20 protein-coding genes and 2 tRNA genes are annotated in these 26,070 nt (G+C 62.8%); 10 read left to right on the top strand and 12 right to left on the bottom strand.

Going from position 1 to position 26,070, the window contains the following annotated elements; all coding sequences use genetic code 11:
- Nucleotide 1: 1 nt before the first annotated feature.
- Entirely contained in the window at nt 2–337 is a 336-nt protein-coding gene (gene rraB, locus CUC44_RS11790) for a ribonuclease E inhibitor RraB (RefSeq protein WP_050719727.1), read from the bottom strand.
- 480 nt (nt 338–817) lie between these two features.
- Here rraB and CUC44_RS11785 point away from each other — a divergent pair, with 480 nt between their 5' ends.
- From CUC44_RS11785 to CUC44_RS11775, 3 genes are all read left to right on the top strand, one after another.
- Nucleotides 818–3,049, top strand: coding sequence for an immune inhibitor A domain-containing protein (locus CUC44_RS11785; protein ID WP_244166772.1), 2,232 nt, complete (start codon nt 818–820; stop codon nt 3,047–3,049).
- Nucleotides 3,050–3,233: 184 nt separating this feature from the next.
- Nucleotides 3,234–3,309 (top strand) — tRNA-Phe (locus tag CUC44_RS11780).
- A 5-nt stretch (nt 3,310–3,314) separates the two neighbouring features.
- Nucleotides 3,315–3,390, top strand: a tRNA-Asn gene (locus CUC44_RS11775).
- Nucleotides 3,391–3,452: 62 nt separating this feature from the next.
- Here the strand turns inward: CUC44_RS11775 and CUC44_RS11770 are convergent.
- Nucleotides 3,453–3,674, bottom strand: coding sequence for a hypothetical protein (locus tag CUC44_RS11770; protein ID WP_050719729.1), 222 nt, complete (start codon nt 3,672–3,674; stop codon nt 3,453–3,455).
- Between the two features lie 564 nt (nt 3,675–4,238).
- On the opposite strand from CUC44_RS11770, the gene CUC44_RS11760 reads away from it, so the two are divergent.
- The 3 genes from CUC44_RS11760 to CUC44_RS11750 all read left to right on the top strand — a co-directional run bounded on the left by CUC44_RS11760 (nt 4,239) and on the right by CUC44_RS11750 (nt 10,111).
- On the top strand, nt 4,239–5,516 hold the full coding sequence (locus CUC44_RS11760) for an alpha/beta hydrolase (RefSeq protein WP_100860148.1): 1,278 nt from the start codon (nt 4,239–4,241) through the stop codon (nt 5,514–5,516).
- Between the two features lie 101 nt (nt 5,517–5,617).
- The gene (locus CUC44_RS11755; RefSeq protein WP_100860147.1) at nt 5,618–9,181 is read left to right on the top strand and encodes an ATP-binding cassette domain-containing protein; all 3,564 of its coding nucleotides are present in this window, start codon (nt 5,618–5,620) and stop codon (nt 9,179–9,181) included.
- Between the two features lie 141 nt (nt 9,182–9,322).
- A complete protein-coding gene (locus tag CUC44_RS11750; RefSeq protein ID WP_100860146.1) occupies nt 9,323–10,111 on the top strand; it encodes a helix-turn-helix domain-containing protein in 789 nt (262 codons plus the stop codon).
- Here the strand turns inward: CUC44_RS11750 and CUC44_RS11745 are convergent.
- The 7 genes from CUC44_RS11745 to trmB all read right to left on the bottom strand — a co-directional run bounded on the left by CUC44_RS11745 (nt 10,081) and on the right by trmB (nt 16,046).
- Nucleotides 10,081–10,716, bottom strand: coding sequence for a LysE family translocator (locus CUC44_RS11745; protein ID WP_100860145.1), 636 nt, complete (start codon nt 10,714–10,716; stop codon nt 10,081–10,083). The genes CUC44_RS11750 and CUC44_RS11745 overlap by 31 nt on opposite strands.
- Complete coding sequence (locus CUC44_RS11740; protein ID WP_100860144.1) at nt 10,703–12,007, bottom strand: hypothetical protein; 1,305 nt, start codon at nt 12,005–12,007, stop codon at nt 10,703–10,705. Before CUC44_RS11740 ends, CUC44_RS11745 begins: the two co-directional genes overlap by 14 nt.
- A gap of 206 nt (nt 12,008–12,213) precedes the next feature.
- Nucleotides 12,214–12,423, bottom strand: a complete 210-nt coding sequence (locus CUC44_RS11735) for a YgdI/YgdR family lipoprotein (RefSeq protein ID WP_100860143.1) — start codon at nt 12,421–12,423, stop codon at nt 12,214–12,216.
- 206 nt (nt 12,424–12,629) lie between these two features.
- A complete protein-coding gene (locus CUC44_RS11730) occupies nt 12,630–13,922 on the bottom strand; it encodes a sulfurtransferase (protein WP_100860142.1) in 1,293 nt (430 codons plus the stop codon).
- 28 nt (nt 13,923–13,950) lie between these two features.
- Complete coding sequence (glsB, locus tag CUC44_RS11725; protein WP_100860141.1) at nt 13,951–14,871, bottom strand: glutaminase B; 921 nt, start codon at nt 14,869–14,871, stop codon at nt 13,951–13,953.
- 99 nt (nt 14,872–14,970) lie between these two features.
- A complete protein-coding gene (locus CUC44_RS11720) occupies nt 14,971–15,303 on the bottom strand; it encodes a YggL family protein (protein ID WP_100860140.1) in 333 nt (110 codons plus the stop codon).
- A gap of 29 nt (nt 15,304–15,332) precedes the next feature.
- Nucleotides 15,333–16,046, bottom strand: a complete 714-nt coding sequence (gene trmB, locus CUC44_RS11715; protein WP_100860139.1) for a tRNA (guanosine(46)-N7)-methyltransferase TrmB — start codon at nt 16,044–16,046, stop codon at nt 15,333–15,335.
- A gap of 301 nt (nt 16,047–16,347) precedes the next feature.
- Between trmB and CUC44_RS11710 the strand changes: the two genes are divergently transcribed.
- Nucleotides 16,348–17,415, top strand: a complete 1,068-nt coding sequence (locus CUC44_RS11710) for a M28 family metallopeptidase (RefSeq protein ID WP_100860138.1) — start codon at nt 16,348–16,350, stop codon at nt 17,413–17,415.
- A gap of 246 nt (nt 17,416–17,661) precedes the next feature.
- The gene (locus CUC44_RS11705; RefSeq protein WP_100860137.1) at nt 17,662–18,843 is read left to right on the top strand and encodes an aminotransferase-like domain-containing protein; all 1,182 of its coding nucleotides are present in this window, start codon (nt 17,662–17,664) and stop codon (nt 18,841–18,843) included.
- A 74-nt stretch (nt 18,844–18,917) separates the two neighbouring features.
- Here the strand turns inward: CUC44_RS11705 and CUC44_RS11700 are convergent, their stop codons facing one another.
- Nucleotides 18,918–20,450: an EAL domain-containing protein gene (locus CUC44_RS11700; protein ID WP_100860136.1), complete on the bottom strand. Its 1,533-nt coding sequence runs from the start codon at nt 20,448–20,450 to the stop codon at nt 18,918–18,920.
- Between the two features lie 291 nt (nt 20,451–20,741).
- On the opposite strand from CUC44_RS11700, the gene CUC44_RS11695 reads away from it, so the two are divergent.
- The gene (locus CUC44_RS11695; RefSeq protein ID WP_100860135.1) at nt 20,742–21,647 is read left to right on the top strand and encodes a TIGR01777 family oxidoreductase; all 906 of its coding nucleotides are present in this window, start codon (nt 20,742–20,744) and stop codon (nt 21,645–21,647) included.
- A gap of 95 nt (nt 21,648–21,742) precedes the next feature.
- Here the strand turns inward: CUC44_RS11695 and CUC44_RS11690 are convergent, their stop codons facing one another.
- Together CUC44_RS11690 and CUC44_RS11685 are read right to left on the bottom strand one after the other, a co-directional pair.
- A complete protein-coding gene (locus tag CUC44_RS11690; RefSeq protein WP_100860134.1) occupies nt 21,743–24,184 on the bottom strand; it encodes an ABC transporter permease in 2,442 nt (813 codons plus the stop codon).
- An 88-nt stretch (nt 24,185–24,272) separates the two neighbouring features.
- The gene (locus CUC44_RS11685; protein ID WP_100860133.1) at nt 24,273–24,989 is read right to left on the bottom strand and encodes an ABC transporter ATP-binding protein; all 717 of its coding nucleotides are present in this window, start codon (nt 24,987–24,989) and stop codon (nt 24,273–24,275) included.
- Nucleotides 24,990–25,135: 146 nt separating this feature from the next.
- On the opposite strand from CUC44_RS11685, the gene CUC44_RS11680 reads away from it, so the two are divergent.
- Nucleotides 25,136–25,744, top strand: coding sequence for an arylesterase (locus CUC44_RS11680; protein ID WP_100860132.1), 609 nt, complete (start codon nt 25,136–25,138; stop codon nt 25,742–25,744).
- Nucleotides 25,745–26,070: the final 326 nt, after the last annotated feature.

Raw genomic sequence — 26,070 nt, 5'->3', positions numbered from 1 at the left:
ATTACTCCTGGAAGTAGGTACCCCAGCCGTCGTAGTCCACACCGTACTTTTCCAGGATCGGCAACATCTTCTCGATGTCGGCCAGGATCGGTTCGATCTCCAGCTTGCGCTCCACGGTGGCGTCGAAGCAGAAGATGGGGGCGCCATCGTCCAGCTCCATCTCTTCGGCGTCGGTCACTTCGAAACCGGCCTTGAACAGGTCAACCGCCGCCTTCTCCAGCAGATCGAAATCCTGGCAGGCGAAGTGGTGTTCAATCTCGTAGTCCACATCCGGATTGCTGCCGTCGGCCAGCAGTTCGTTGACGATGGCGGTGGTCTCTTCGCGCCACTCTTGCATGTTAATACTCATATAAACCCCAGACGGTATTGGATGGATGTCGACACCCGGCTGGCAGGCTCTCCGCAGCGATAGCGCGGCTGGCCGCCAGGGGCATAGTTGCGGCCAAGCATACTCGCACAGCGCATCCGGCTCAATGCGGCGCACCAAGATAAGTGCCCCGCCGGCCCCCTCCCAAATGGTGGTGGCCGCAAAAAGCGGAAAACAGCGCGACAAACCATCACATTGCAGATCTGACACATATCGGACCACACAAGTAATCAAAAGTAGTCAACTCGATCGGAATTTTTATCGGCAAGCAGTCTCTTTCACTGCATTAACTGGCGTGACAAACCACCTCCCGGCAGGTATCAAGGGACGCGGGTGAATCACTAGTCGCCCGGAAAGCGGAGCCCGACGGGCTCCCTTTTTGATCATGTGAAGGAGCACATAGTAATGCCTAAAAAAACAATAATGAGCCTGCTTGTCGGCTCGACCCTTATGATTGGAAACCACGCCCTGGCCGCCCCGGTCCACGGCCCCTTCGATGCCCCCTTGGCCGATGAGGTGAAGGTGCTGGAGATGCTCAAGAAGAGCGGTCGTATCCCGACCCTGGCCTCCCCTGAGCAGGAGCAGGCCGCCCTGGCCCGCTACTACCGGGAGAAGGTGCGCAGCTACCCCGGCAGCAGTGGCAGCCTGGCCCAGAAGGAGGGCAAGGTGTGGGAAACCATCCTCAAGAAGATCCGCCTGAACGGTACGGCGCGCCCCGGCGATCGGATGCCCACCCTGCTGCTCAAGGCCATCGAGAAGGAGACCTACCGGGGTCAGATGCGCAAGGACAAGATCCTCGCCATCCTGGTGGACTTCCCCGATTACCCGAAGAACAGCCTGAGCCCAGAGCTCACCAAGATGTACTACCCGGACTACACCCAGGCCCACTACAACGACCTGCTGTTCTCCGCCAAGGGGTACGCGGGCCCGAACGGCGAGCGCTTCATCTCCATGCGCCAGTTCTACGAGCAGCAGTCCGGCCAGAGCTACAGCGTGCGCGGCCAGGTGGCGGGCTGGTATACCGCCGAGAAGAGCGCGACTTACTACGGCAGCAACAAGAACGAGACAGCGGTGCGGGAGCTGGTAAAGGAGGCGCTTATCCAGGTGGCCGGGGATCCGTCCATCGACTTGTCCGAGTTTGATCAGGAAGACCGCTACGATCTGAACGGCAACGGCAACCGCAACGAGCCGGATGGCCTCATCGATCACCTGATGATCTTCCACTCCAGTGTGGGGGAAGAGGCGGGCGGCGGCGATCTCGGCGAAGATGCCATCTGGGCCCACCGCTGGAACCTGGGAAGCCCCTACCCCATTCCCGGCACCAGCAGCCCGAACGGCAACTTCGGCGGCCAGTATGCGGCCTACGACTACACCATCCAGCCCATAGACGCGGCGGCCGGGGTTTGCGCCCACGAATATGGCCACGATCTGGGGCTACCGGATGAGTACGATACCAAGTACAGCGGCAAGGGGGAGCCGGTGGCAACCTGGTCCATCATGTCCTCCGGCTCCTGGGCCGGGGTGATCGGCGGCACCGAGCCCACCGGCTTCTCCGCCTGGGCCAAGGAGTTCCTGCAGGCCTCCCTCGGCGGCAACTGGCTGCACGGCAGCAATGTGCAGGTCGATGAGTTGAGCGCCCGTGGCAACGTCTACATGCTGGATCAGGCCAACGACAAGGGCCGCAACGACGACGTGGTGCGCATCAACCTGCCGCCCAAGCAGATCGCCTTGAATCCCCCTTACGCCGGCCAGTACCAGTATCACGGCGGCAAGGGCAACAACCTGGACAACCGCATGAGCCTGGCCCTGGATCTCAGCGGCAAGCAGAGCGCCAGCCTGGCCTTCAAGGCCTGGTATCAGATTGAGGAGGGCTTCGACTATGCGCGGGTGCTGGTCAACGGCGAGCCCATCCCGGGCAACCTGACCCGCACCGACGATCCGAACGGGATAGGCTTCGGGGTCGGCATCACGGGCAATTCAGATGGCTGGACCGATGCCGAGTTTGACTTGAGCCCCTGGGCCGGTCAGCGCATCACCCTCAGCCTGCAATACCAGAGCGACGCAGGGACGGCCGAGAACGGCCTGTTCGTGGATGAGCTGCAGGTGATTGCCGACGGTGAGACCCTGCTGAGCGACGGCGCCGAAGGCAATTCTGCCTTCACCCTGGCCGGTTTTGCGAGAAACAACGGCAAGGAGACCAAGGATCACTACTATCTCGCCGAGTGGCGCAACCACGCCGGGGTCGACAAGGGGCTGGCCCACGTCAAGGTAGACAATCAACTGATGCGCTACGAGCCGGGCCTGCTGCTCTGGTACGTGGACAACAGCCAGAGCAACAACTGGGTGGGCCAGCATCCGGGCGAGGGCTTCCTCGGGGTGGTGGACGGGGATCAGCGCACCCTGCACTGGAGTGACGGCGCCGTCGCCGGTACCCGCTACCAGATCCACGACGCCACCTTCAGCCTGGGCTTCCAGCGCCCCCTCGACCTCACCCATGCCAGCGGCTCAGTGCTGCGGGACTTCTGGATAGCGCCGAACCGGGTATTCAAGGATTCGCGCAGCTACCAGAGTGAGGCGATCCCGGATGCGGGCCGTCTGCTGCCCGAATATGGCCTCAAGATCAGCGTCACCGGCCAGGCCCGGGACTTGAGCACCGGCCGCATCATCGTCAGCCGGCATTGAGGATGTCACGCCACCAGGGGGCCATGGGCCCCCTTTTTATCACCCGCTTTTGGGGCCTGATGACGGCGCCATGGGTCAAATCGCCTAACAAGCCTGCGGATTGCTCGGTTATCGAGCGAACGCACCCACTATCTGCGCCCCATGGTTGACACCCCAGTCCAGAAAGGGTTTAATGCGCGCCGTTGCCCAGATAGCTCAGTCGGTAGAGCAGGGGATTGAAAATCCCCGTGTCGGCGGTTCGATTCCGTCTCTGGGCACCAATAATTCCTCCTTAGTTCAGTCGGTAGAACGGCGGACTGTTAATCCGTATGTCACTGGTTCAAGTCCAGTAGGAGGAGCCAAATTTGAAAGGCCCGCTCATCTGAGCGGGCCTTTTCGCATCTGCCATATTCTCTTGCCTCCCCTAATAGCGGTTCTCGTCCCCATGCCAGATATGGCCGGCAGAGCATGCCCGCGCCACCTCGTGACAGGGATCATCCGCATGGCTGCGGAAGAAGTGCTGATCCTGTTGCAGCAGGAGCGAACTCATCGAGTGGCTGATCCCGGCCAGCGCCTCGCCAGCGGTCAGTCCTGCAACTCTGTGATCCGTGGCCAAATGAGCCAATACTCTTTCACGACTATTCATGATCGCCTCCCTCGATGAACTGAGCCGTCACTTGACCATAGCAGCAGCTCTTCGAATCCCGCAAACCCGCGCCAGCAAAGGGCCCCAGCCTAGTCCCACTCTGCTTTTCCCTCGATGGGACCCCAAAAAATCCCATGTAAAAGGCCCGCTCACTGGAGCGGGCCTTTTACCGTATTGCTAGCCGCCGTTACAGGCCGCCAGTAGCAGGGTAGCCCCGCAGGTGGCGCTGAATACCAGCAAGCCCGCCTGCAGCACCCCCTCTGGATCCGTTGGCTTCCTTTTCTTCCTGAACCTTATCCATTTAGGCTTCATCGAGCCCACCTCATCCTTTGTGCACTCTGGGTGCGCAGCCCCTGCCCTCCTCGGCAGGCGGCTCATCTTTGTCCGGCCAAAACGCCTCGTCAATGGCCCCTGACGGATAAATTTTCGTTCACGACCCGGATGAAACCGAAGCCAGCTAACCGTCTCTCAGCAATGCATTAACAATCCAGAAAACCGGCGTGACCCGATCGCGTGCCAGGGCTATGATGAGGCCGACGATTTCCGACCCCAGGGAGACCCAAGATGAGCAGCCCCTTGCATTACGTGCTGGATGGCATCCATTGCGAGCCACACTTCTTCACAGTGCCACTCGACCACCAGCAGCCCGATGACGAGGAGACCATCACCTTGTTCGGTCGCACCCTCTGTCGCAAGGACAGGCTGGACGACGAGTTGCCCTGGCTGCTCTACCTGCAAGGAGGCCCCGGCTTTGGGGCGCCGCGCCCCACCGCCAACGGCGGCTGGCTCAAGCGGGCCCTGCAGGAGTTTCGGGTGCTGCTGCTCGATCAGCGCGGCACGGGTCACTCCACCCCCATTCACGCCGAGTTACTGGCTCACCTCAACCCTCGCCAGCAGGCCGACTACCTCAGCCATTTTCGCGCTGACAGTATAGTGCGCGACGCCGAGCTCATCCGCGAGCAGCTGAGCCCGGATCGCCCCTGGAGCCTGCTCGGCCAGAGCTTCGGCGGTTTTTGCAGCCTCACCTACCTCTCCCTGTTCCCGGACAGCCTGCACGAGGTCTACCTCACCGGCGGCGTGGCCCCCATAGGTCGCAGCGCAGACGAGGTCTACCGCGCCACCTACCAGAGGGTGGCGGACAAGAACCGCGCCTTCTTCGCCCGCTTCCCCCATGCCCAGGCCATCGCCAACCGGCTGGCGACCCATCTGCAGCGCCACGACGTACGCCTGCCGAGCGGCCAGCGCCTGACGGTGGAGCAGTTGCAGCAACAGGGGCTGGATCTCGGCGCCAGCGGTGCCTTCGAGGAGCTCTACTACCTGCTGGAGGATGCCTTCATCGGCGAGAAACTCAACCCCGCCTTCCTCTATCAGGTGCAGGCCATGCAGCCGTTCAACACCAATCCGGTGTTCGCCATACTGCACGAGCTCATCTATTGCGAAGGGGCCGCCAGCCACTGGGCGGCCGAACGGGTAAGAGGGGAATTCCCGGCCCTGGCCTGGGCACCTGGCAAGGATTTCGCCTTCACCGGCGAGATGATCTTCCCCTGGATGTTCGAGCAGTTCCGCGAGCTCATTCCACTGAAAGAGGCCGCCCACCTGCTGGCCCAGAAAGCGGACTGGGGCCCGCTCTACGATCCCGCACAGCTGGCGCGCAACAAGGTACCCGTGGCCTGCGCCGTCTACGCCGAGGACATGTACGTGGAGTTCGACTACAGCCGCGAGACCCTCAAGGGCCTTGGCAACAGCCGCGCCTGGATCACCAACGAGTACGAGCACAACGGCCTGCGAGTCGACGGTGAGCAGATCCTGGACCGGCTCATCCGCTTGAACCGGGACTGCTGATCCCGCTGGGCATAGGCCCGCGGCAAAAAAACATAATATAGAGGGCGGATAATAAGCCGCCCCATCCCCTGGAAGCAGCACAAAATAATAAGGATCACCCATTGGATCACCCGGAAATCTCGGCCGGCTGGCTGAGCCGTCTCTTCTATCACTGGACGGGTCCCTTGCTGCGCAAGGGGCTGAGCCAGCCCCAGGTCAGTCTCGACGATCTCTACACCCTGCTGCCGGAAGACAGGCGCGACGAGCGCGCCGATGCCTTCCTCGCCCTCACCGCCAAGGCGCCGGTGCGCCCCTGGCCCATCACCGCCTTTATCTGGCGTCATTACAAGGGGCGGATTGGCCTGCTCACCCTGTTGCAACTGCTCGGCATGCTGGCGACCCTGGCCAGCCCCTGGCTGCTCAACCACAGCATGACCCAGCTCGGCGACGGAGCCAGCACGGGCCACAAGTTGCTGCTGGCCCTCGCCCTGTTCGCCTCCGTGCTGGCCGCCGGCATGCTGGCGGAGCACTCGCTACAACTGGCCCTCAAGATGCACGTGCCCATCCGCAGGCTGCTGGCGGAATCCCTGCTCGCCAAGGTGATGAAGCTCGGTGGCAAGAGCTTCGATGACAGGGCCGGTGGCCGGGTGCAGAACCTCATCAACCGGGATGTGTGGGACATTACATGGATTCTTGCAGACCCCGCCATGCCGCTGACCATGGCGCTGCAGCTCATCGGCACCATAGCCCTGCTGGTGTGGCAGGTGGGCAGCGCGGGCCTGGTGGGCTTCGCCGTGTTGGCCCTGCTGCTGCTGGTCTCCACCCGGGTGGTACGCCGCATGAACCAGCAGGAGCAGCAGCTCAAGCGCCAGCAAGATGACCGCAACGGCATCCTGGCCGAATACATCAAGAAGCTGCGGCTGGTGCGCCAGAACGGGCTCGGCGCCTTCTTCACCCAGGCGGCCAACACCAAGCGCCAGCGCGAACTCGGCGTGCTCGGCCGGGTGCTCAAGCTCGATGCCATCAACAGCTTCCTGATGCTGAGCACTCCGCTGTTGGTGACGCTCGCCACCTTCACCACCTACCTAGCCTCGGGTAAGAGCCTGACCCTGCCCCAGGTGTTCACCACCATAGCCCTGTTCGCCGTGCTGCGGATCCCCATGATGCGGCTGCCCTACCTCATCCGTACGCTTATCAACTTCAACACCGGCTTCAACCGGCTGTGCGAGTTCCTGAACAGCCCGGAGCAGCACAGAGACCTCAGTGATCCCAGCCTGCCAGTCGGCGCCCTGCGGATGGAAAACGTCACCGCACTGCACCAGCAAAAACCGGTACTGCAAGGGGCCTGCCTCGCCGTCCAGCCGGGAGAACTGGTGGGGATCACCGGCGCCACCGGGGTGGGCAAGAGCTGCCTGCTGCACCTGGTCGCCGGCTTTGACAACGACTTCGAGGGCAGCATTCGCCGCCACGGCCGGGTCGCCCACCTCGGCCACAAGCCCTGGCTGATGAACGACAGCATCCGCAACAACATACTGTTCGGTCAGCCCTGGGATGAGGAGCGCTACCACTGGGTACTCGGCGCCTGCGCCCTCAGCGCCGATCTCGGTCTGCTCAGCCATGGTGATCAAACCCTGGTCGGGGAGCTTGGCACCCGCCTCTCCGGCGGCCAGCAGCAGCGGGTCGCCCTGGCCCGCGCCCTCTACGCCAAGGCCGACATACTGCTGCTGGACAACCCGCTGTCGGCACTGGATCCCATCGTCTCGGCCCAAGTGCTGGAGCAGGGCCTGGCCTTCAAGCCGGGTCCGACCCGGCTGCTGGTGAGCCATGACCCGGACGTGCTGGCCCACTGCGATCGGGTGATCCGCATCGAGCAGGGTCAGTTGACCGAGCTCGACGCCCATCAACTGGCGGATCTCATCCAGCATCCACAGCCGGCTCCCCTGGTGGCCCCGCAAGAGGCGGAGCAGTTCAGCGAGGAGAAGGTGGTGGAAGGCAAGGTGGACTGGGGTCTGTTTGGCTTCATGTGGCAGCGTCTGGCCGCCCCCGGCGCCATCCTGATCGCCTTGCTGCTCACGCTGGGCCAGGAGGGGCTGCGCATCGCCTCGGATCTCTGGCTCGGCGGCAAGGCCGAGGTGAGCGAGGTCAGCTCATTGCTCGGCATCTATGTGCTGCTGGGGGCCGGCTCTCTCGTCTGCATCATGGTGGTGCGGGTCATCAACTACAAACTCGGCCTCAAGCTGGCCTGGACCCTGTTCGACGGCATGCTGGGCCGCATCAGCCGCGCCCCCATGGCCTTCTTCGACAAGGTGCCCCAGGGGCGTATCCTCAACCGCTTCGACCGGGATCTGGGGGAAGCCCAGGAGGTCCTGCTGCCCATGCTGATGGGGCTGTTCGCCATGCTCATCTCCGTGTTGCTGCAGGTGGTGGTGATCGGCTTCAACATGCCGCTGCTGCTGCTCATCGCCCCCCTGGTGGGCTGGGCACTCTATGTGCTGCAGCGCCGCTACCGGGCGGTGCAACTCAAGCTGAGGCGCCAGTCATCCGTGCTGCGCTCGCCGCTCTACATCAGCATCAGCGAGACCATTCGCGGCGCCCCCGCCCTGCGCCTAGCCGGAGCCGAGCGCTTTGCCCTGGATCAGGTGCTGCATCACTATGACAACAACCTGCGCAGCTGGTACACCACCACCTCGGTCAACCGCTGGCTCGGCATGTACCAGACCCTGCTCTCCGCCGCCCTGGTGGGGGCCGTCGCGCTGATGGTGGCCTTCAGCAACAGCTCGCTGCTGGGGGCCGTGGCCATCACCTACGCCTTCACCGCCTCTGCCATGCTCAACTCCCTCATTCGCAACTTCGCCGAGGTGGAGCAGGTGATGAACGCGGTGGAGCGGGTGCGGGAATACAGCGAGATAGAGAGCGAACGCCAGACGGGGGAAGCCCTGGCATGTGCCCATCCCAAGGTGCGCTTTGACAACCTGGGACTGCGTTATCCGGGCACCAGCCAGTGGGCGCTGCACAAGGTCAGCTTCGAGCTGGCACCGGGGGAAAAGGTGGGCGTCTGCGGCCGCACCGGGGCGGGCAAGAGTTCCCTGCTCGGGGTGATGCAGGCCATGTACCCGACCTCCCAGGGGGAGATCTATTACGGCGATCAACCCCTGTCCCGGCTTGCACCGGAGGCGGTGCGGGATCTCTACGACACAGTCTCCCAGATCCCCCTCACCTTCTTTGGCACCCTGCGCGCCAACCTGACCCCGCTCACCGAGCAGAGCGACGAGGCACTGGAGCAGGCCCTAGCCCGGGTCGGGCTGGCCGAGCGCTGCGCAGGCCGGCTGGACGAGGATCTCGACAAGTTGCAGCTCTCCGCCGGCGAGACCCAGCTCTTGGTCATCGCCCGTATCCTGCTGTCGCGCCGCCCGCTCATCGTGCTGGACGAGGCCACATCGGATCTCGATCACATCGGCATGCGCAAGATGGCGGAGCTGCTCTATCGCTACCGGCCGGAGGCGAGCTATCTGGTGATCGCCCACCATCTGGAGCCGCTGTTGTCGGTGGACAAGGTGGTAGTGATGGAGGCCGGCAGCGTGGTGGAGCAGGGCTCACCGGTCAGCCTGCTGGCGAATCCGGGCTCCCGCTTCCACCAGCTGTTTGTCGGCCAGGTCAACCGCCAGGTGGCTGAGATCCCGCTCTAACGCAGCAGATCTGGATGCAAAGAGGGCAGCCCGCGGGCTGCCCTCTTTTTTAGTCAAAAAAGATTCTCAATCGAACACCTTGCACCCAATAAACCTGCTATAACAGGAGCCCTGTCGTCCGCAAGTGCACAAGGATGTGCCATGTCGCCAAGAATGGAGGTGGTTGCGCGTCAACCACAGCTGGAACTCGCCCTGATCAGCAGCCAGGGAGGGGGATATCCCCGCCATACCCACGAAGAGTATGTGCTGTCGGCCAACCTCAGCGGGCGCGAGCATATCTGGTTCGATGGTCGGGAGCAGGTGGTCGAACCCGGTCAGGTCACCCTCTACAACCCGTTGACCATGCAAGCCTCCCAGTTTGAAGGGGAGGCTCGGTTCATCAGCCTGCACCTGGGGACAGAGTGGGTGAGCGACCTGCTGGGTGAGGCAGGGTTGTTGCTCGGGCGAACCGCCCCCGCCTTTCAGGAAGGGGTCCACAACAACCAGACCCTGTTCAACGCCCTGCTGGCTCTGCATCGCTCCCCGTCGGCCAACCAGCAGGAAGAGGGGCTGGTGCGACTGCTGGCGGCCCTGCAACGCTTCGGGCCTCCCCATCCGAAGTTGCTGCAGGGGCGCCTGCCACAGTTGCTGGACTACATGCGCAGTCATCTCAGTCAGGAGATCAGCCTGGAGGATCTGTGCCAGATCGCTTGCTGTTCCAAGTTCCATCTGGTTCGTAGCTTCCAGCACGTGTTCCATGTTCCGCCCATTCACTACTTCAACCAGTTGCGGCTGATGGAGGCTCGCCGCCGCCTGTTGCAAGGAGAGAAGCCAGCCCAGGTTGCCCTGGCGCTGGGATTCTATGACCAGAGCCACATGAGCAATGCCTTTCGCCGCGTCATGGGGATCAGTCCCAGTCGTTACGGCGCCCCCAGCACAAACTCCCCATAGCCCTGGTAGATCACGTAGCAGGCGAAGTAGGCAAAGATCAGGGCCGATGCCAGGTAGGAGAAACGCACCATCTTCTCTCCCAATAGGCGTCCGCCCTGATAGGCCAGCGTACAGAGCACCAGGGCCCAGAAGATCCCGGCGGTGAAGAAGCCGGAGAGGAAGAGCCCCGCATTGAGCGGATCCGCCCCCTGCCGCGCTATGATGGCGCCCCCCACGGCGGCAAACCAGAGGATGGCGCTGGGCGAGGAGAGCGCCAGCACCATGCCTCGTCCGAACAGGCGCCAGCGGCCGCCGGCCTGAGCCATGCCATCGAGCTCTCCCCCCTGTGCCCTCAGCGCCGAGAGCCCCATCTTGACCGTCAGCCAGATCAGGGTTACCGAGCCGAAGATCCAGAGGCTCCAGCGCACCGTTTCAAATTGCAGCAGTATCGCCATGCCCGCCATGGCGAGCACCGCATAGATGAGATCGCCGACACAGGTTCCCACCCCAAGCCAGAAGCCATGGGAAAAACCGCGAGACATGGCCAGCGTTATCATCGCCATGTTGGCCAGCCCTATGTCCAGACACAGGGAGAGGCTCAATAAAAAACCATTATAAAATGCCATCTTGTCGCTCCTCCCTGAGGGGCTGATGATAAGCCAGCACCCGATCACAGGGGCCCAACCCGAAGTAGAGGTCCCGGTCGGCAGGCTGTAGATGCGGTGCATAACGGTGAGAAAACTCGGCAAACGCCGCCACGTTGCCGCTCATCACATGAGCCAGCAACTGCCCGGCAATTTCCCACATCCCTTGTTCAAGCCTGCGCTCGTCTATACGCAGGGAATCACCCTCTCGCCACAAGATGCCCTGCTCTGCCAGCAAGGCCAGCTGCACATAGGCGGAACCCGCATCGGGAAACTCGCAAGGCCCTCGCCTCAGGTAACGCAGCAGCTCCAGGCAATAGACACGGCACAGCTTGCCACCCTCCAGCCCCAGGCTGCTGGCAATGGAGGGATCGCAGCAGAGCAGGAAGCCCAGGGTGTCTGCCACCGCCTCCTGCATCACCATGGAGCCCCAACGGTCATGGCGACTCAGGGCCGCATAATCCGTCTGTGGCAACACCAGTCCATGCCCCAGATCGTGACCCCGAAACCAGCCGAGCAAATAGCGATCCAGCTCCCGGGCATCGGGGAGAGCGCTCTGTGCCCATCCCAGACATCCCGCCAACGGGGCTCCCGCCATCAGGTGCAGCTGGCGATAGGTATTGGCAAAGACAATGGTTCTCTTGTCGGCCGCATATTTGATCCCCTGATCTTCGGGCATGAAATAGGCAAAGTGCTTGGGGAAGCCATTGGCCTCCCCGGCAATGGCAAACAGATCCACCACCTTGTAGGCGCAACCAGGCAAGGTGATCAATTCAGCGCCAAGGCGATCACAGAGGCGTGGCAAGGCATGCTGCAATCCCGCATCGACGCGGTCTGACCAAGACTGCAGCTCGGGATTCGGGGTAGCGAAAAATGCCGACATCCAGGTTTGGCGAGACTTGCCAAGCCAGGTAGCAAGCGGACCGACATGGGCCACCAGATGTCGCTCATCTCCCTCGGCCAGTCTGGCGGCCATCAGGCGCGCACTCTCCTCACCGCTCAGGCTCTCGGCCAGAGACCCCATCAACCGGGCCACTTCCGGCTCCTCGGCTCGATTTGCCATGTCGCTCAGCTGCACCATCAAGGCCTTGTACAGATCTTTTTTCAGAGGGGCCATCCCTGCTCCCCCTTCCTCCAGCTGGCGTAACCCCGCCACCATGCTCAGCACGAGACTTATCTCCTCCCGCAACCCGGGCGACATGCCAGTGGGCGCGACCAGCGTCATCATCTCGACACTGTGACCGGCTCGCTTCGGCCAAAAAACCGTATCCATCCATGACCTCCTTGTAAGAAAGAGGTCATATGAAACCACTCACGAGATGAATAGGTATTGGAAAAAATTGCTTTTTTATTTAACAAGAAGTTCACATCTCGGCACTCCCTGACTTCGTCACGCAAGCCCATGCCTTTAAGCCCTGCTCCGACATGAAAAAGGGCATCTTCCCTCGAAGATGCCCCACGGCTCAGCGCCAGAATGCCCTAGCGCTCCATGATTTGCGTCACGTCGTCTTTCTTGATCAGCATCTCCCGTCCCTCGGCATCGTAGTAGCGATACATGCCGGTATCATCGTCCAGCCTGGGTTTGCTGTCGGTGGCTATCATACGCCCGTCCTTGGTGCTCATGATGTATTGGGAACTGCACCCAACCAGTCCCAGCAGACACACCAGGATCATCATCAGTCGTTTCATCGCTGGCCTCTTCTCCCTCCCGCACCCTCACGGCGAGGATGTATCTTGAAGACTAGTTCAGCCCAACTCATCCGAATAAGCAGGACATAAAAATAAGAACCACAGATGGAAATCTCTGCCTTGTTGCATATTTTCAGAATATTAAAGCACTCATATGAAAAAGGCCAGACATCTGTCCGGCCTCTGCCTTGCTAACACCATCACTCTCAGCGCTGGGGCTTGCGCTCACCGGTGACGATGGGGTTCTTGGGGTCCATGCTCCACTCGTACCAGCCGCCGTCGTAGACGCTGATCCGCTTCCAATCCATCAGCCAGGCATAGAAGAAGGCCTCGGAGGCGCGCCAGCCGGTGCCGCAGTAGAAGGCGGCCTGCTGATTCGGCTCGATGTTCCACTCGTCCCACATGGCTAGGATCTCGCGGGCCGGCTTCATGGTGCCGTCCGGGTTGTGGAAGTCGCTCATGCTGTTGGCATCCACGCCGCCACGACCCCACTTGGCGCCAGGAATGTCACCCTTTGGCTTGATGTAGCTGTAGCCGGAGGTGTTGCCGACGAACTCATCCCAGGTGCGCACGCTGACCAGGGCGCCATCGGGCTGCTTGAGCAGCGTCTTGGCCTGTTCCAGCGTGGTGTAGTACTCGGGATGGGCCGGTATGGTGACACCGAAATCCTTGGCGGGCTTGAAGGTGTTCGCCAGACCGGTCTCGGTGCGCAGGTGCTGCACGAACCAGGCGTCCAGGCCGCCGTCCAGCAGCCGCACGTCTTCGACCCCGGCGTACATCATCATGTGGGCCGCACGGGCCGCCGCCATGGTGTTGCGACCGTAGAGGATGACAGTGGTGTCGTGGCGGATACCGTTGTCCAGCAGCAGCTTCTTGAGCGCCTCATCGGAAACCTTGTTCCACAGGGGCTCCTCTTCCAGGCTGTTGGTGTCGATGTAACCGGCACCCGGGATGTGGCTCAGCAGGTAGGCCTTGGGGGCACCCCAGGCTACCTCGAACAACTTCCAGTCCCCCTTGGGGGCGGCGGCGACCGGCTTGCCAGCCTGCAAGTCAGCCAGCCAGAGCGGATAGACCAGCTGCTGCCAGCGGGCCAGGTGTTCGCGAGGCGCCTCCTTCCAGCCTTGCAGCTCGAACAGCTGCTTGATGCCCTGCTGGCGCAGCAGACGGGCCACCTCGGCCACGCCGCGCGGCTCGCCATAGAGCGCCACCGGCTTGTCCGGGCTCAGCCCCTTGTCCTTGAGGGCCTGCGCCCACTCCTCGTCGCTGTATTTCCACTCGGCGGAGAGGCTCTCGGCGCCGACCACGTGGCCGCCCTGCTTCTCCCCGGCCATGGGCCAACCCTGATAGAAGTAGCTCGGGCGGGTATCCAGGATGACCGCCTGCTTGGCCGTGGCATCGGCCAGGGTGAGCGGTGGCAGTTCGGCCGCCAGGGCGGGCATGGCACACCAGAGCAGCAAGGCGGCCAGACCGGCCCGCCACAGACCCAAAACTCGTTTCATGATGTTGTCTCGATGCATAGTGAACAAATTAAAAGATGGAGCGGCCGAGGCGCTCGGCCAGCAGCTCCAGCGCCGCCGTGCCCGCCAGCGAATTGCCGGCCTTGTTGAGCTCGGGGGACCAGACACAGACGCACAGCTCGCCCGGGATCAGCGCCATGATGCCGCCGCCCACCCCGGATTTGCCCGGCATGCCGACCCGGTAGGCAAAATCCCCTGCCTCGTCGTAGAGGCCGCAGGTGGCGAGCAGGGCATTGACCTGCTTGGCGGTGCGCGCCGGCAGCAGGGGTGCGCTCTCGCCAAGGGGCATGCCGCGATTGGCCAGATAGATGAAGGTGCGGGCCAGATCGACACAGCTCATGCGGATGGCACAGGCATTGAAGTAGCTTTGCAGCACCTTGTCCACCTCGTTTTCGAAGTTGCCGTAGGCCTTCATCAGGTAGGCGATGGCCGCATTGCGGGCGGCATGCTGATACTCGGAGCGCGCCACCACCTGATCCGCGACTATGGCCGGGTTGCCGCACAGGCGGCGCACCAGCTCCAGGGTGCGCTGGCGCGGGGCGGTGAGACGGGTCTCCAGCAGATCGCTCACCACCAGGGCGCCGGCGTTGATGAAGGGGTTGCGCGGTATGCCCTGCTCGAATTCGAGCTGGACCAGGGAGTTGAACGGCTGGCCTGAGGGCTCCTTGCCGACCCGGGCCCAGATCTCCTCTTCCTGATAGAGGGTCAGTGCCAGCGTGAGGCTCAGGGCCTTGGAGATGCTCTGGATGGAGAAGGGTTCGAAGGCGTCACCTGCGGTGAAAAGCTCCCCTTCCACGGTGCAGACCGCGATGCCGAGCCGGTCGGCGGGCACCAGGGCCAGGGCGGGAATGTAATCGGCCACCTTGCCTTGTCCCAGCAGAGGGCGAACCTGCTCGAGGATGCTGGCCAGTAATTCGGATGACAACACCATTGGCTATTCCATGAGATGAAACGGGTGAGGCCCTGCCTCCACCGACAAAAATCCCGCCGGCGGCGGGATTTTCTACGTGCCCATGACAGGCAGCGGGTATCAGGCCGGCTCGCCGTACCAGAGGTCGAACAACTCGGTGACCACCACGGCTTCCATCCCCTTGCCTTCCAGCCAGGATTTGACGATGGCGCGGTCTTCCTCGGTGCACTTGCCAAGCTGCTGGGTGCAGATCATGCCTTCCCAGGCCAGGTGACCTGAGCCGGCGAAGGCCAGCTTGCGCGGCTCGACGACTTCATCGATCAAGGCATCGACGACGGCATCTATGGTCTCTTCGGCGGTACCGACCGGGAAGTTGAAACTGATGTCGAACCCCATTTCCTGGAATTCATCGACGCGCAGTTTCTTACGCAGACGGCGACTACGATTGGCCATGATAGCTCCTTAGGTTAGTTGACGGGTTATTAGCTAACGCGTTTGAAAATCAGATCCCAAACCCCGTGCCCCAGACGGTGGCCACGTTGTTCGAATTTGGTCAGCGGGCGCCACTCGGGACGGGGCACCCAGTTGCCGCTCTCGGCGGTGTTCTCATAGCCTTCGGCGGCGCTCATCACTTCCAGCATGTGCTCCGCATAGTTTTCCCAGTCGGTGGCCATGTGGAACACGCCACCGATGGCCAGCTTCTGGCGAATGTCCTGGGCAAACGCTGGCTGCACGATACGGCGCTTGTGATGACGGCTCTTGTGCCAGGGATCCGGGAAGAACAGCTGCAGGCAGGCCAGCGAGCCGTTCGGGATCATGTGCTCCAGCACCTCCACCGCATCGTGGCAGATGACCCGCAAGTTGGTGACACCGGCTTCCTGGGCGGTACCGAGGCAGGCACCCACACCCGGGGAGTGCACCTCGATGCCGATGAAGTTCTTCTCGGGAGCATTCTTGGCCATCTCCACCAGGGAGGCGCCCATGCCGAAGCCGATTTCCAGCACCACAGGGGCTTCACGGCCAAACAGCGCAACCATGTCCAGCGGCGCCGGTGCGAAATCGATACCCATGACCGGCCAGAGCTCTTCCAGGGCCTTCTCCTGTCCCTTGGTCAGGCGGCCTTCGCGACGGACAAAGCTGCGGATCTTGCGCATGAATTTGCCGTCTTCGTTAAATACATCTTGGGTCACAGGCATAGTGGATAGCTCGTTATTTCATCGCTCTGGGTCACAGACGACATGAATGGATTACGCGTTATGTCATCAACCCGGGTCCTGGATGGCCTGGGCGGATGGTTATTTCATCAATCAGTAAAAACTGGGGAGCGAATTATCCCAAGATAGGCCCAAGGCGCAAGTGTTTCGCGCAACAAATCCCCCAGAGTAGTCCAATTCCCCCGCCGTGATTGACAAATGCCACCCCCTTCACAGAATCTGCCGGGCGTCAGGTGCATCCTGACTCGCGATAATAAAGCCATACACAACAAAGGATTGCAGTATGAAGAAAACCCTATTGACCCTGGCCATCGCCACCCTGCTGGTCGGGTGCAACCCCTCTGACAACGACTCTCAACCCCCCGCCCCCGCGACCCAGGCCTATGAGTACCTGGTGCAACTGAGCTCGGGCGCCGAAGGCATAGGCGCCAGGCCCACGGGCACCGAGGCCGAGACCCGCGCCGCCGCCTGGATCCAGGATCACCTGAGCGGTTGGGGCTACGAGGTGCAAAACCAGCCCTTCACCTACACCAAGAGCGGTGCCAGCAAGAGTTCCCAGAATATCGTCGCCGAGCTCAAGGGGCAGAGTGACAAGGTGATCCTCATCGGCGCCCACTACGACAGCACGGGCGAGAAGAAGGGCTCCGAGGGGGCCACCGACAACGGCGCCGGGGTCGCCGCCCTGTTGGCGGTCGCCGAGTCCCTCAAGGGCCAGACCCTGCCCTACACGGTGCGCTTCGCCTTCTTCGGGGCAGAGGAGAACGGTCTGAACGGCTCCAAGGCCTATGCCGCCAGCTTAGGCACCGCCGACACCGCCCAGCTGATCGCCATGGTGAACTACGACACCATAGCCGGCGGTGACATCGTCTATGTCCACTCGGCCCACTCGGATGTGGCCGAGTACAGCTGCGCCGAGCCGAGCCGCTACAGCTTCGATCCCAAGGTGCGGGATCGCCTGCTGGCCATCTCCAAGCTGGGGGCCACGCCGTTTGCCATCCACCCGAGCTACCCAGGCTATCCGGAGGGGGAGACCGGCAGTTGGTCCGATCACGCGCCCTTTGCCTGCCTCGGGGTGCCCATCGCCTACGTGGAGGCCACCAACTTCACCATCAACGGCGCCGATGGCTATGACGGCTACTCCCAGAGCACCAACCCGGCGCTGTGGGACTGCTATGACGACGCCAGCAAGAGCGCCTGCGATCGGGACAGCGAGACCCAGTGGGGCAAGATCTGGCACACCCAGTATGACCGTCTCGACAAGATGGCCGAACTGTTCCCGGGCCGGGTACAGCAACAGCTCGGCGCCAACACGGATCTGATGATCCGCTTCCTGAAAGAGCCTGGGCTCTAAGTACCGAGCCGATGACAGGCGGCTTCGGGGGGCCGGAATGCTGATCCGGTCATCACGGTGACAAGCGGCCCTCACAGAGGGATTGACGCCCTTTTCGCCACCGGAGGCCATAAAATGCGGGCAGGTGCCAAACCTGCCCTTTTTTATGGATTTTTGTTACAGCCATTGCCTCATTTCTGAAATCTGATACAAACGGATAACGTGGCGGTTGAATGGAGTGACCGCCCCCCAGTCAGAGAGAACCCTATGCAGCCGTTTTTTGCCCAGCGCTTCGAGAAAGTCGAGCCTTCCTTTATCCGTGAAATCCTGAAAGTCGCCGCCAATCCGGAGATCATCTCCTTCGCCGGCGGCCTGCCCAATCCCCACCTGTTCCCGGTCAAGGCCATCGACCAGGCCTGCCAGGACGTGCTGCGCGAGCAGGGTGCCGCCGCCTTGCAATACGCCACCACGGAAGGCTTTGCCCCCCTGCGCCAGTACATAGCCGATCGCTACCTGAGCCGCCACGGCATGCAGGTCAACCCGGACAACATCCTCATTACCAGCGGCTCCCAGCAGGCGCTGGACCTGCTCGGCAAGGTGCTGGTGGACGAGGGGCAGGATCTCATCATCGAAGAGCCCGGCTATCTCGGCGCCATTCAGGCGTTCTCCGTCTATCAACCGAACTTCAAGCCCATCACGCTCGGTGAAGAGGGGCTGGATCTGGCCGCGCTGGATGCGCTGCTGGAGCAGGGCTCGAGCGCCAAGCTGTTGTACGGGGTGCCGAACTTCCAGAACCCGAGTGGCGTCTCCTACAGCCGTGCCAATCGCGAGGCCCTGGCCGAGCGGCTGGTGCGCCACGAGCTGCTGATGGTGGAAGATGACCCCTACGGCGAGCTGCGCTTCGAGGGGGAACACCTGCCCCCCATCGCCAAGCTGGCCCCGCACAATACCGTGCTGCTCGGTTCCTTCTCCAAAACCGTGGTGCCCGCCTTCCGCCTCGGCTGGATGCTGGTGCCGGACTGGCTGCGCAAGAAGGTCACCATCGCCAAGCAGGCGACCGACTTGCACAGCAACGCCTTCAGCCAGCAGGTACTGCACCGCTTCCTGACCGACAACTCGCTCGATGCTCATCTGGAGAAGATCAAGGAGGTCTATGGCCGCCAGCGCGCCGCCATGGAGGCCGCCCTGACCCGTCACTGCCCGCCCGGCGTCAGCTACACCCGTCCGGAAGGGGGCATGTTCCTCTGGCTGACCCTGCCTTCGAGCGTCAGCGCTATGGCCCTGTTCGACGAGGCGATCAAGGAGAAGGTGGCCTTCGTCCCCGGTGCTCCCTTCTACGTTCGACCAGAAATACAGAATACCCTGCGCCTGAGCTTCTCTTGTGTAGATGAAGCGACTACGGAAGAGGGGATCAAGCGTCTTTGCCGCGCCCTCGCCCGCATGCTCTGAGCGTCTCCTGAATGAAAAAAAACCAGCGACCTTGGTCGCTGGTTTTTTTTATGCCGGTTTGGCGCGTCTGGGGGTCAGGCGCTCAGCTGCTCGATGAACGCCTTCATCGGCATGGGCCTGCCATAGAGATAGCCTTGCTGGAAGGCCACCTTGTGCTCGCGCAGGTAGGCGGCCTGCACCTCGTTCTCCACCCCTTCCGCCACCAGTTGCAGCTCGAGCCGGGTCGCCAAGTCGATGACGTTCTCGACGATGTGGCTGGACAGGGCGTCCGAGCCAATCATACCGACGAAGCTCTTGTCTATCTTCAGAAAATCGACCTGGAAGGCCTGCAGATAGGCGAGGCTGGAGTGGCCAGTACCAAAATCGTCGATGGCGATGAAGACACCGAGGGCATGCAGCTCGGCAAACAGCCGGTCCGTGGTCTCGTCGGCGACGATCAGCTCCCGCTCGGTCAGCTCCAGCACCAGCTTGATGGGATTGGCCTTGAAGGCGTCGATGAAGTCGCGGCAATCCTCCACCAGGCTGAGATCCTTGCAGTGGCCGGCGCTGATGTTGAAGCCAAAATGGAAGCCCTTGGGCAGGGTATGAACCCGGCCGGCGAACTGCCCGCGCACCTGCTGCATCAGCGAGCGGGTCATGGGAACGATGAGGCCGCACTCTTCCGCCATGGGAATGAAGCGATCCGGCGCTATCATGCCCTGACGGGGATGCTGCCAGCGCATCAGCACCTCGCAGCCACTCCAATGGGCGTCATCGCCCGTCACCACGGGCTGCAGATAGGGAATGAACTCCTGCTTGTCCAGGGCGCGTCTGAACTCCTGCTGCGGCGAGGCGGCGCGCCCCGTCAGCCAGAAGGCCCCGAGCCCAAACAGCAGGCTCAGCAGGGGATAGAAGATGATGCTGATCTTGGAGTAATCCCACAGGTGGGCGACATAGTCGCGGTTCGAGAGGGTTGTCACCACCTTGAAGGGATACTTATCTGAGGCCTGCTCCAGATAGCCTGGGGTGTCTGGCGCGATCAAGCGGTCGGTGAGCTGGCTGTCGCGCAGCAGCATCTGCGGGCCGACCACCAGCCCGAGCGGAGAGTCGCGACTCGTCATGTCGAGGATATTGAGCAGGTAGTAGCCATCCACCCCCACCAGCACGCTGTACTTGCCCGTCTCCTGGCGGTAGACGATGAGGGGCCTGTTTGGCGTGACCGGGTTGCCGCGCATCAGATCGAGCTGACCCTCGACGTAGTCGTCGAGTTCTATCTCTCCCTTGACCGGACCATAGAGGGAGGTGCAGTAGATGCGCTCGCCCTCGGTCAGGTTGACGCTGCGCACATCCGGTACCGTCGCCACCTGATCCCGCAAGCCCTGCAACACCTCGAGGCAGGGTTTGCCAACACTCCCCATCACGGCCGAGGCGGCGAGGTTGGTATTGTCCAGGGTGCGATCGAACATGTGCATGGCATGCAACAAACGCTGCTCCGCATCCTGCCTCACCCCATTCATGGTCTGCCCGATAGCAATCGCCACCCCAAGCGCGATGGGCAGCAGAGCTGCCAGCAGGGAGAAAACCAGGCGGCGATAGTATTGGCGCGCCCTCAGACGACGAAATGGCATAATCCTCCCCAATCGCAACGGCGAAAAAAACAGCCAAGTTTACAGTTTGTCAGCCCCTTGGCAAGGAAAGCCAGACCCAAGCGCGCGCTCAGCCGTCTGTGGCGCCCCGCCAAACACGCCTTAGCCCCATACCTTTCAACGGCACTGCGCGAGGGCAAAACCGCCCGGCACTGAGCCCAGACCAGTGTATGGCCCAACCCCATGAAAAAACCATAACACTCGCAAAAACAGTTGCTTGTTCATCCGGTCCCGGCCCTCTAGAGTAGAGCCATCGGCGTCAGGAGGGCGAACATGAAGATACTGATCACGGGGGGGACCGGCTTTATCGGTCGCCGTCTGGTGGCGCACCTCAAGGTGGCGCACGAGGTGGTGGTGCTGACCCGTCAGGGCAACCGTGCCTACGAACTGCTCGGCCACGACATCAAGTTGCTCGACAGCCTGGATGGACTGGACGATCTCAACGACGTGGACATAATCATCAACCTGGCCGGCGAGCCCATCGCCGCCGGACGCTGGAGCGAGCAGCGCAAGCAGTTGCTGTGCAACAGCCGCTGGCTGTTGACCGAGCAGCTGGTCGATCTCATCAAGCTCTCCAGCATGCCGCCGAAGCTCTTGCTCAATGCCTCCGCCATCGGCTGGTATGGCCGACAAGGGGCCGAGCCCCTGGATGAGCGGTGCAATCACCCCCATGACGAATTCACCCACCACCTTTGCCAGCGATGGGAGCAACTGGCGCTGCAGGCCAAGGGCCCCCAGACCCGGGTCTGCATAGTGCGGATCGGCTTGGTGCTCGGCCAGGATGGCGGGGCCCTGCCCAAGCTGCTGCCCCCCTATCGGCTCGGGCTCGGCGGCCCCATGGGCTCGGGCCAGCAGGTGATGAGCTGGATCCACGTCCAGGATCTGGTGCGCGCCATGCTGTTTCTGCTGGAGCACGAGGAGTGTGACGGCATCTTCAACGCCACCGCGCCCCAGCCGGTCGACAACCAGACCTTCAGCCAGCACCTGGCCCGCAGCCTGCACCGCCCCCATGTGCTCCGGGTACCGGCCGGAGCCCTGCGCCTGCTGATGGGGGAATCTGCGGATCTGCTGCTCACCGGCCAGCATGTCGTCCCGGCCAGGCTGCAACAGGCAGGATTTCATTTCACCTACCCTGAACTCCCTCAGGCGCTGGACGACTTGCTGCAGCCACCTCGCTGAGGTTCCGCCGCCAGAAATGCAAAAATCCCGGCCTATGCCGGGATTTTTTATACGGTTCGCGAAAGAGAAAGGCCTAACGGCCCTAGCCATAGCCGTTACAGCAGCCCCTGCCCCAGGCCCCTGAGCCGATCGCTCAGGGTCCCCGCCAGCAGCTGGCGGCGCATGCCCTGACCCGCCAGGGTCACCAGCAGGGCGCCGAGCAGGGGTAGACCGGCCCAGATGGCCCAGTGGAACTGCCACTGACCATCGAACCACCACCATTGCAGGCCGAAGGAGCAGAGCTCCACCACGGTCGCGGCACACAGCCCCGCCAGCAGGCCGCTGGCCACCAGCTCCCAGCGCAGCATCTTCTCGAGCAGCTTGCTGCCGGCCCCCAGGGTGCGCATCAACAAGAGCTCGCGGCGCCTGTGGGCCATGCTGGCCTGGGTCTGGGTCAACAGCACCAGTAGGGCCGCCACTGTCACCAGCCCCAGCATGAGCCCGAGGGCACGGCTCACCTGATCCGACACCACGGTGAGCCGCGCAATCAGATCCTCCACGTCGATAAGGCTGACCGTGGGGTGACGACGAATGAGCTCCACTTCGGCGCTACGCCCCTCGGCGGGAAGACGATAACTGCCGAGCCAGGTCTGGGAGAAGGGTGCCAGCACGTCCGCCGAGAAGATCATGTAGAAATTGGGACGCATGTTGTCCCACTTGATGGATCTCAGGCTGGTGACCCTGGCCTCGAAGTCGCGTCCCTCTATGTTGAAGCTGAGGGTATCCCCCAAGGTGATACCGAGCTGGCCCGCCAGCACCTCGTCGATGGAGACCTCCCCCTTGCCGCCGAGCCACTGACCCGAGGTCACCTCGTTGTCGGGGGGGAGCGCCGCCGTGGTGGTGAAGTTGAGCTCCCGGTTCACCCCCTCCCGCGCCGCGTCCTCCCCCACCGCCTGACCGGCTATCTTGGTAAGGCGTCCACGCACCATGGGATAGAAATCCGAGGTGGTGGCGCCGGCCTGATGCAGGTCGGCCAGGATCCCCTCCCGCTCCTCGCTGGCCACATTGACCAGGAAGCGGTTGGGGGCATCGGCGGGCAACCGGGCGGAGAAGTCGTCGAGCAGGTCGACCCGCGCCGCCCACAGCAGGCCGAACAGCATCAGGGCCAGCGCGAAGCCCGCCAGTTGGAACAGGCCGCTGCCGCGCTCGCGGGAGAGATGACTGATGGCAAGGCGCAAGGCATGAGGCCCCTTGACCCGGCTGCCGAGGCGCAGCAAGCCGGAGGCCAGCAGCGCCAGCATCAGCATCAGTACCCCCATGCCACCGATGAGCCCCAGCGCCAGCCTGGCATCGGCGGTGAAGCCCCACACCAGACCGAACAGGCCGAGCAAACCGACCGGCACCGTCAACCAGGGCGGGATGCCCGCCTCCAACTCACGGCGCAGCACTCGCAAGGGCGGCACCTTGAGCAGGCGCAGGAAGGGCACGAAGGCCAGCAGCAGGGTGATGAAGAAGGCTACCGCCAGCCCGAGGGCGAACGGCCGCCAGGAGGGAGGCGGCAGATCTGCGGGCAGCAGGTCCCCCAGCATGCGCAGGGTCAGCCATTGCATACCGCTCCCGGCCACCAGGCCTATCAGGGCACCGATCAGGGTCAGCGAGAACAGCAGGGTGCCCATCAGCTGCCAGAGGGTACGGCGGGACGCGCCCAGCGTCTTGAGCAAGGCCACCATATTGGTCTGGCGCTCGGCGAAGTGGCGCACCGCTATGCCCATGGCCAGGGCGCCGAGCAGCACCCCCGCTAGGGAGGCGAGGCGGAAGAAGCGCTCCGCATTGGCCAGGGACTTGCCCACCTGGGAGCCCTGATCGTCCGGCTTGATCAGCTTCTGCCCGGCCGCCAGCTTGGGATTGAGCCAGGCCTCATAGCGGGCGATCCCCTCCCTTGGCCCCTTGATGAGGTAGCGCCACTGCTGGCGGCTGCCCGGCAAGAGGGCGCCAGTCGCCTCGATATCGGCGCTGTGAATGAGGGCCCGCGGCGCCATCTGGAAGGGGCTGAAGCCCTGATCCGGCTCCTGCCCCAGCTCGCCGGCCACCTTCAAGGTGGTATTGCCGACCTCCAGCTCATCCCCCACCTTGGCGCCGAGCAGCTTCATCACCCGATCGGAGAGCCAGATCTCGCCGGGAGCCGGTGCCCGCTGGGGGCTCAGCTCCAGCTTGCCGTAGAAGGGGAAATCCGCCGGCACGGCGCGAATGGAGGCCAACTGCAAGCCGTCGCCGTGAAACAGCATGCTGTTGAAGCTGACCGTAGTCTGCACCGCCAGGCCATCCTGCTCCGCTTGTTTGAGCCAGGCCTCCGGCGCCGGGGTCGCGCTGCGCAGCACCCGATCGGCGCCGATGAAGTCACGGCCGGAGGCCTTGAGCCCCGCATCCAGCCGATCCGCCACCAGCGCCACGCTCAGCACGCAGGCCACGCTCAGGGCCAGGGCCAGCACGAACCAGCGCAGCTCGCCGTTGAAGCCTTCCCGGCGCAGTAATTTGAATCCCAGTCGCCACTGACTCATGACGTGCTCCTCATCTGCGCCCGCCCTGGCAGCCGCTCGTCATTGGCGCCTTCCCCACGCATTGACCTGAACCCCAGTTGCCACCGACTCATAAGCGCTCCCTGATCCTGGCAGCCTCGTGGGCGAGCGCCTCCGGCTCCAGCCGTCCCGCCGCCATCACCAGCTGTCGCTGGCAGCGCTGGGCCAGTTCATGATCATGGGTGACCACCACCAGGGTAGTGTTATGTTCTCTATTCAAGCGGAAAAGCAGCTCGATCACAGTGTCCCCCGTCTTGCTGTCGAGGTTGCCGGTGGGCTCATCGGCCAGCAGCAGCTGGGGACGGGTCATAAAGGCCCGGGCGATGGCGACCCGCTGCTGCTCGCCGCCGGACAGCCGTGGCGGCAGATGGTGCAGCCGCTCGGAGAGTCCCACCTGTGCCAGCAGCTCGCGGGCGCGTGGCCCACAGTCGGTCTCGCCACGCAGCTCGGCGGGCAGCATGACGTTCTCAAGGGCACTCAGGGTCGGCAGCAGCAGGAAGGACTGGAAGATGAAGCCCACCTGCTCGGCCCGCAGGCGAGCGCGTCCCTCCTCGTCCAGCCGGGTCAGAGACTGGCCGAGGATCTCGATGTCGCCGCTGGTCGGCAGGTCCAGCCCGGCCAAGAGGCCAAGCAGGGTGGACTTGCCGGAGCCGGAGGCGCCGACCAGCGCTAGCGTCTCACCCGTGTTGACTTGCAGGCTGATCCCTTCAAGGATGGTGAGGCTGTCCTGGCCGAGGCGAACCGTCTTGCCCAGCCCTGTGACCTTGATGATGGGGGTTGCACTCATGATGGGGTTCCTGTGTTCATTGGCCCTGAATGGCGATGAGTTGTGAGCATTGAATTGATGACATTATTCCTGTTTACTCGGGCCCTTGCCGAAAATCCATACCGCCTGATGAGTCAGGCCGTCAATGACATGAGGGAGTTGAATCCATGGCGCGTTTTCTGTTCGCCTTGAGTTGCCTGTGCTGTTGGGCCTCGTCCCTGCAGGCCCAGACCCTGCTGGTGCTGGGAGACAGCCTGAGTGCCGGCTATCAGATGCAGGCCGAGCAGAGCTGGCCTGCCCTGCTCAATCAGAAATGGCAGCAACAGGGGGGCGAGCACAAGCTCATCAACGCCAGCATCAGCGGCGAGACGACCCAGGGCGGACTGGCCCGCCTGCCGACCCTGCTCGAGGAACATAAACCGGACTGGGTGTTGATCGAACTCGGCGCCAACGATGGCCTGCGCGGCTTCGCCCCCGCCATCACCCGGGCCAACCTGACCAAGATGGTGGCGCTGGCCAAGGCCAGTCAGACCCGGGCCGTGCTGACCCAGATCCATCTGCCCCGCAACTATGGCGCCCGTTATCTGCAGCAGTTCGAACAGATCTTTCCGGATCTCGCCAAGGCCAACGAGCTGCCCCTGATGCCCTTCTTTCTGGATGATATTGCGCTGCGCCCTGAACTCATGATGAACGATGGGCTTCATCCCACCGCAGAGGCCCAGCCACAGATCCGTGACCGGGTGGCGAGCTTTATCGAACCCCTGCTGACCCAATAATTCGAGCAGCAGTCATCTTTGCCATAACAAAACACCCGCCGAGGCGGGTGTTTTGTTATCGGGTGAGAGGCCCAGGTGGCGCGTTCGCCGCTCAATGACGACATCAGCGGATCTGGCGATCTCCTTGCCGATGTCATCCATCTTTCCGAGCCGGCCTCAGGCCTCCAGGATCTGGCGTAGCCGCTCCTGGGCAACGCCTACCAGCAGAAATCAGACTGGAACTTGGCAATACAGCAAGCCTCTTGATGTCGTTGAACTGGACTCAGGCCTCCAGGATCTGGCGTAGCCGCTCCTGGGCGACGCCTACCAACAGAAATCAGACTGGA

The sequence above is a fragment of the Aeromonas lusitana genome (assembly GCF_002812985.1).
Classification (GTDB): domain Bacteria; phylum Pseudomonadota; class Gammaproteobacteria; order Enterobacterales; family Aeromonadaceae; genus Aeromonas; species Aeromonas lusitana.
The sequence above is the reverse complement of the archived record's forward strand: the minus strand, read 5'-3'. Positions and strand labels throughout refer to the sequence as shown.

Bases quoted from the DNA above. Each gene is read 5' to 3' on its own strand.
- CUC44_RS11785 (WP_244166772.1), top strand. From the start codon at position 818: ATGATTGGAAACCACGCCCTGGCCGCCCCGGTCCACGGCCCCTTCGAT.
- CUC44_RS11700 (WP_100860136.1), bottom strand. From the start codon at position 20,450: ATGCCATTTCGTCGTCTGAGGGCGCGCCAATACTATCGCCGCCTGGTT.
- CUC44_RS11750 (WP_100860146.1), top strand. From the start codon at position 9,323: ATGTCGCCAAGAATGGAGGTGGTTGCGCGTCAACCACAGCTGGAACTC.
- CUC44_RS11745 (WP_100860145.1), bottom strand. From the start codon at position 10,716: ATGGCATTTTATAATGGTTTTTTATTGAGCCTCTCCCTGTGTCTGGAC.
- CUC44_RS11685 (WP_100860133.1), bottom strand. From the start codon at position 24,989: ATGAGTGCAACCCCCATCATCAAGGTCACAGGGCTGGGCAAGACGGTT.
- CUC44_RS11680 (WP_100860132.1), top strand. From the start codon at position 25,136: ATGGCGCGTTTTCTGTTCGCCTTGAGTTGCCTGTGCTGTTGGGCCTCG.
- CUC44_RS11695 (WP_100860135.1), top strand. From the start codon at position 20,742: ATGAAGATACTGATCACGGGGGGGACCGGCTTTATCGGTCGCCGTCTG.
- trmB (WP_100860139.1), bottom strand. From the start codon at position 16,046: ATGCCTGTGACCCAAGATGTATTTAACGAAGACGGCAAATTCATGCGC.
- glsB (WP_100860141.1), bottom strand. From the start codon at position 14,871: ATGGTGTTGTCATCCGAATTACTGGCCAGCATCCTCGAGCAGGTTCGC.
- CUC44_RS11720 (WP_100860140.1), bottom strand. From the start codon at position 15,303: ATGGCCAATCGTAGTCGCCGTCTGCGTAAGAAACTGCGCGTCGATGAA.
- CUC44_RS11730 (WP_100860142.1), bottom strand. From the start codon at position 13,922: ATGAAACGAGTTTTGGGTCTGTGGCGGGCCGGTCTGGCCGCCTTGCTG.
- CUC44_RS11705 (WP_100860137.1), top strand. From the start codon at position 17,662: ATGCAGCCGTTTTTTGCCCAGCGCTTCGAGAAAGTCGAGCCTTCCTTT.
- CUC44_RS11760 (WP_100860148.1), top strand. From the start codon at position 4,239: ATGAGCAGCCCCTTGCATTACGTGCTGGATGGCATCCATTGCGAGCCA.
- CUC44_RS11740 (WP_100860144.1), bottom strand. From the start codon at position 12,007: ATGGATACGGTTTTTTGGCCGAAGCGAGCCGGTCACAGTGTCGAGATG.
- CUC44_RS11710 (WP_100860138.1), top strand. From the start codon at position 16,348: ATGAAGAAAACCCTATTGACCCTGGCCATCGCCACCCTGCTGGTCGGG.
- CUC44_RS11735 (WP_100860143.1), bottom strand. From the start codon at position 12,423: ATGAAACGACTGATGATGATCCTGGTGTGTCTGCTGGGACTGGTTGGG.
- CUC44_RS11690 (WP_100860134.1), bottom strand. From the start codon at position 24,184: ATGAGTCAGTGGCGACTGGGATTCAAATTACTGCGCCGGGAAGGCTTC.
- rraB (WP_050719727.1), bottom strand. From the start codon at position 337: ATGCAAGAGTGGCGCGAAGAGACCACCGCCATCGTCAACGAACTGCTG.
- CUC44_RS11770 (WP_050719729.1), bottom strand. From the start codon at position 3,674: ATGAATAGTCGTGAAAGAGTATTGGCTCATTTGGCCACGGATCACAGA.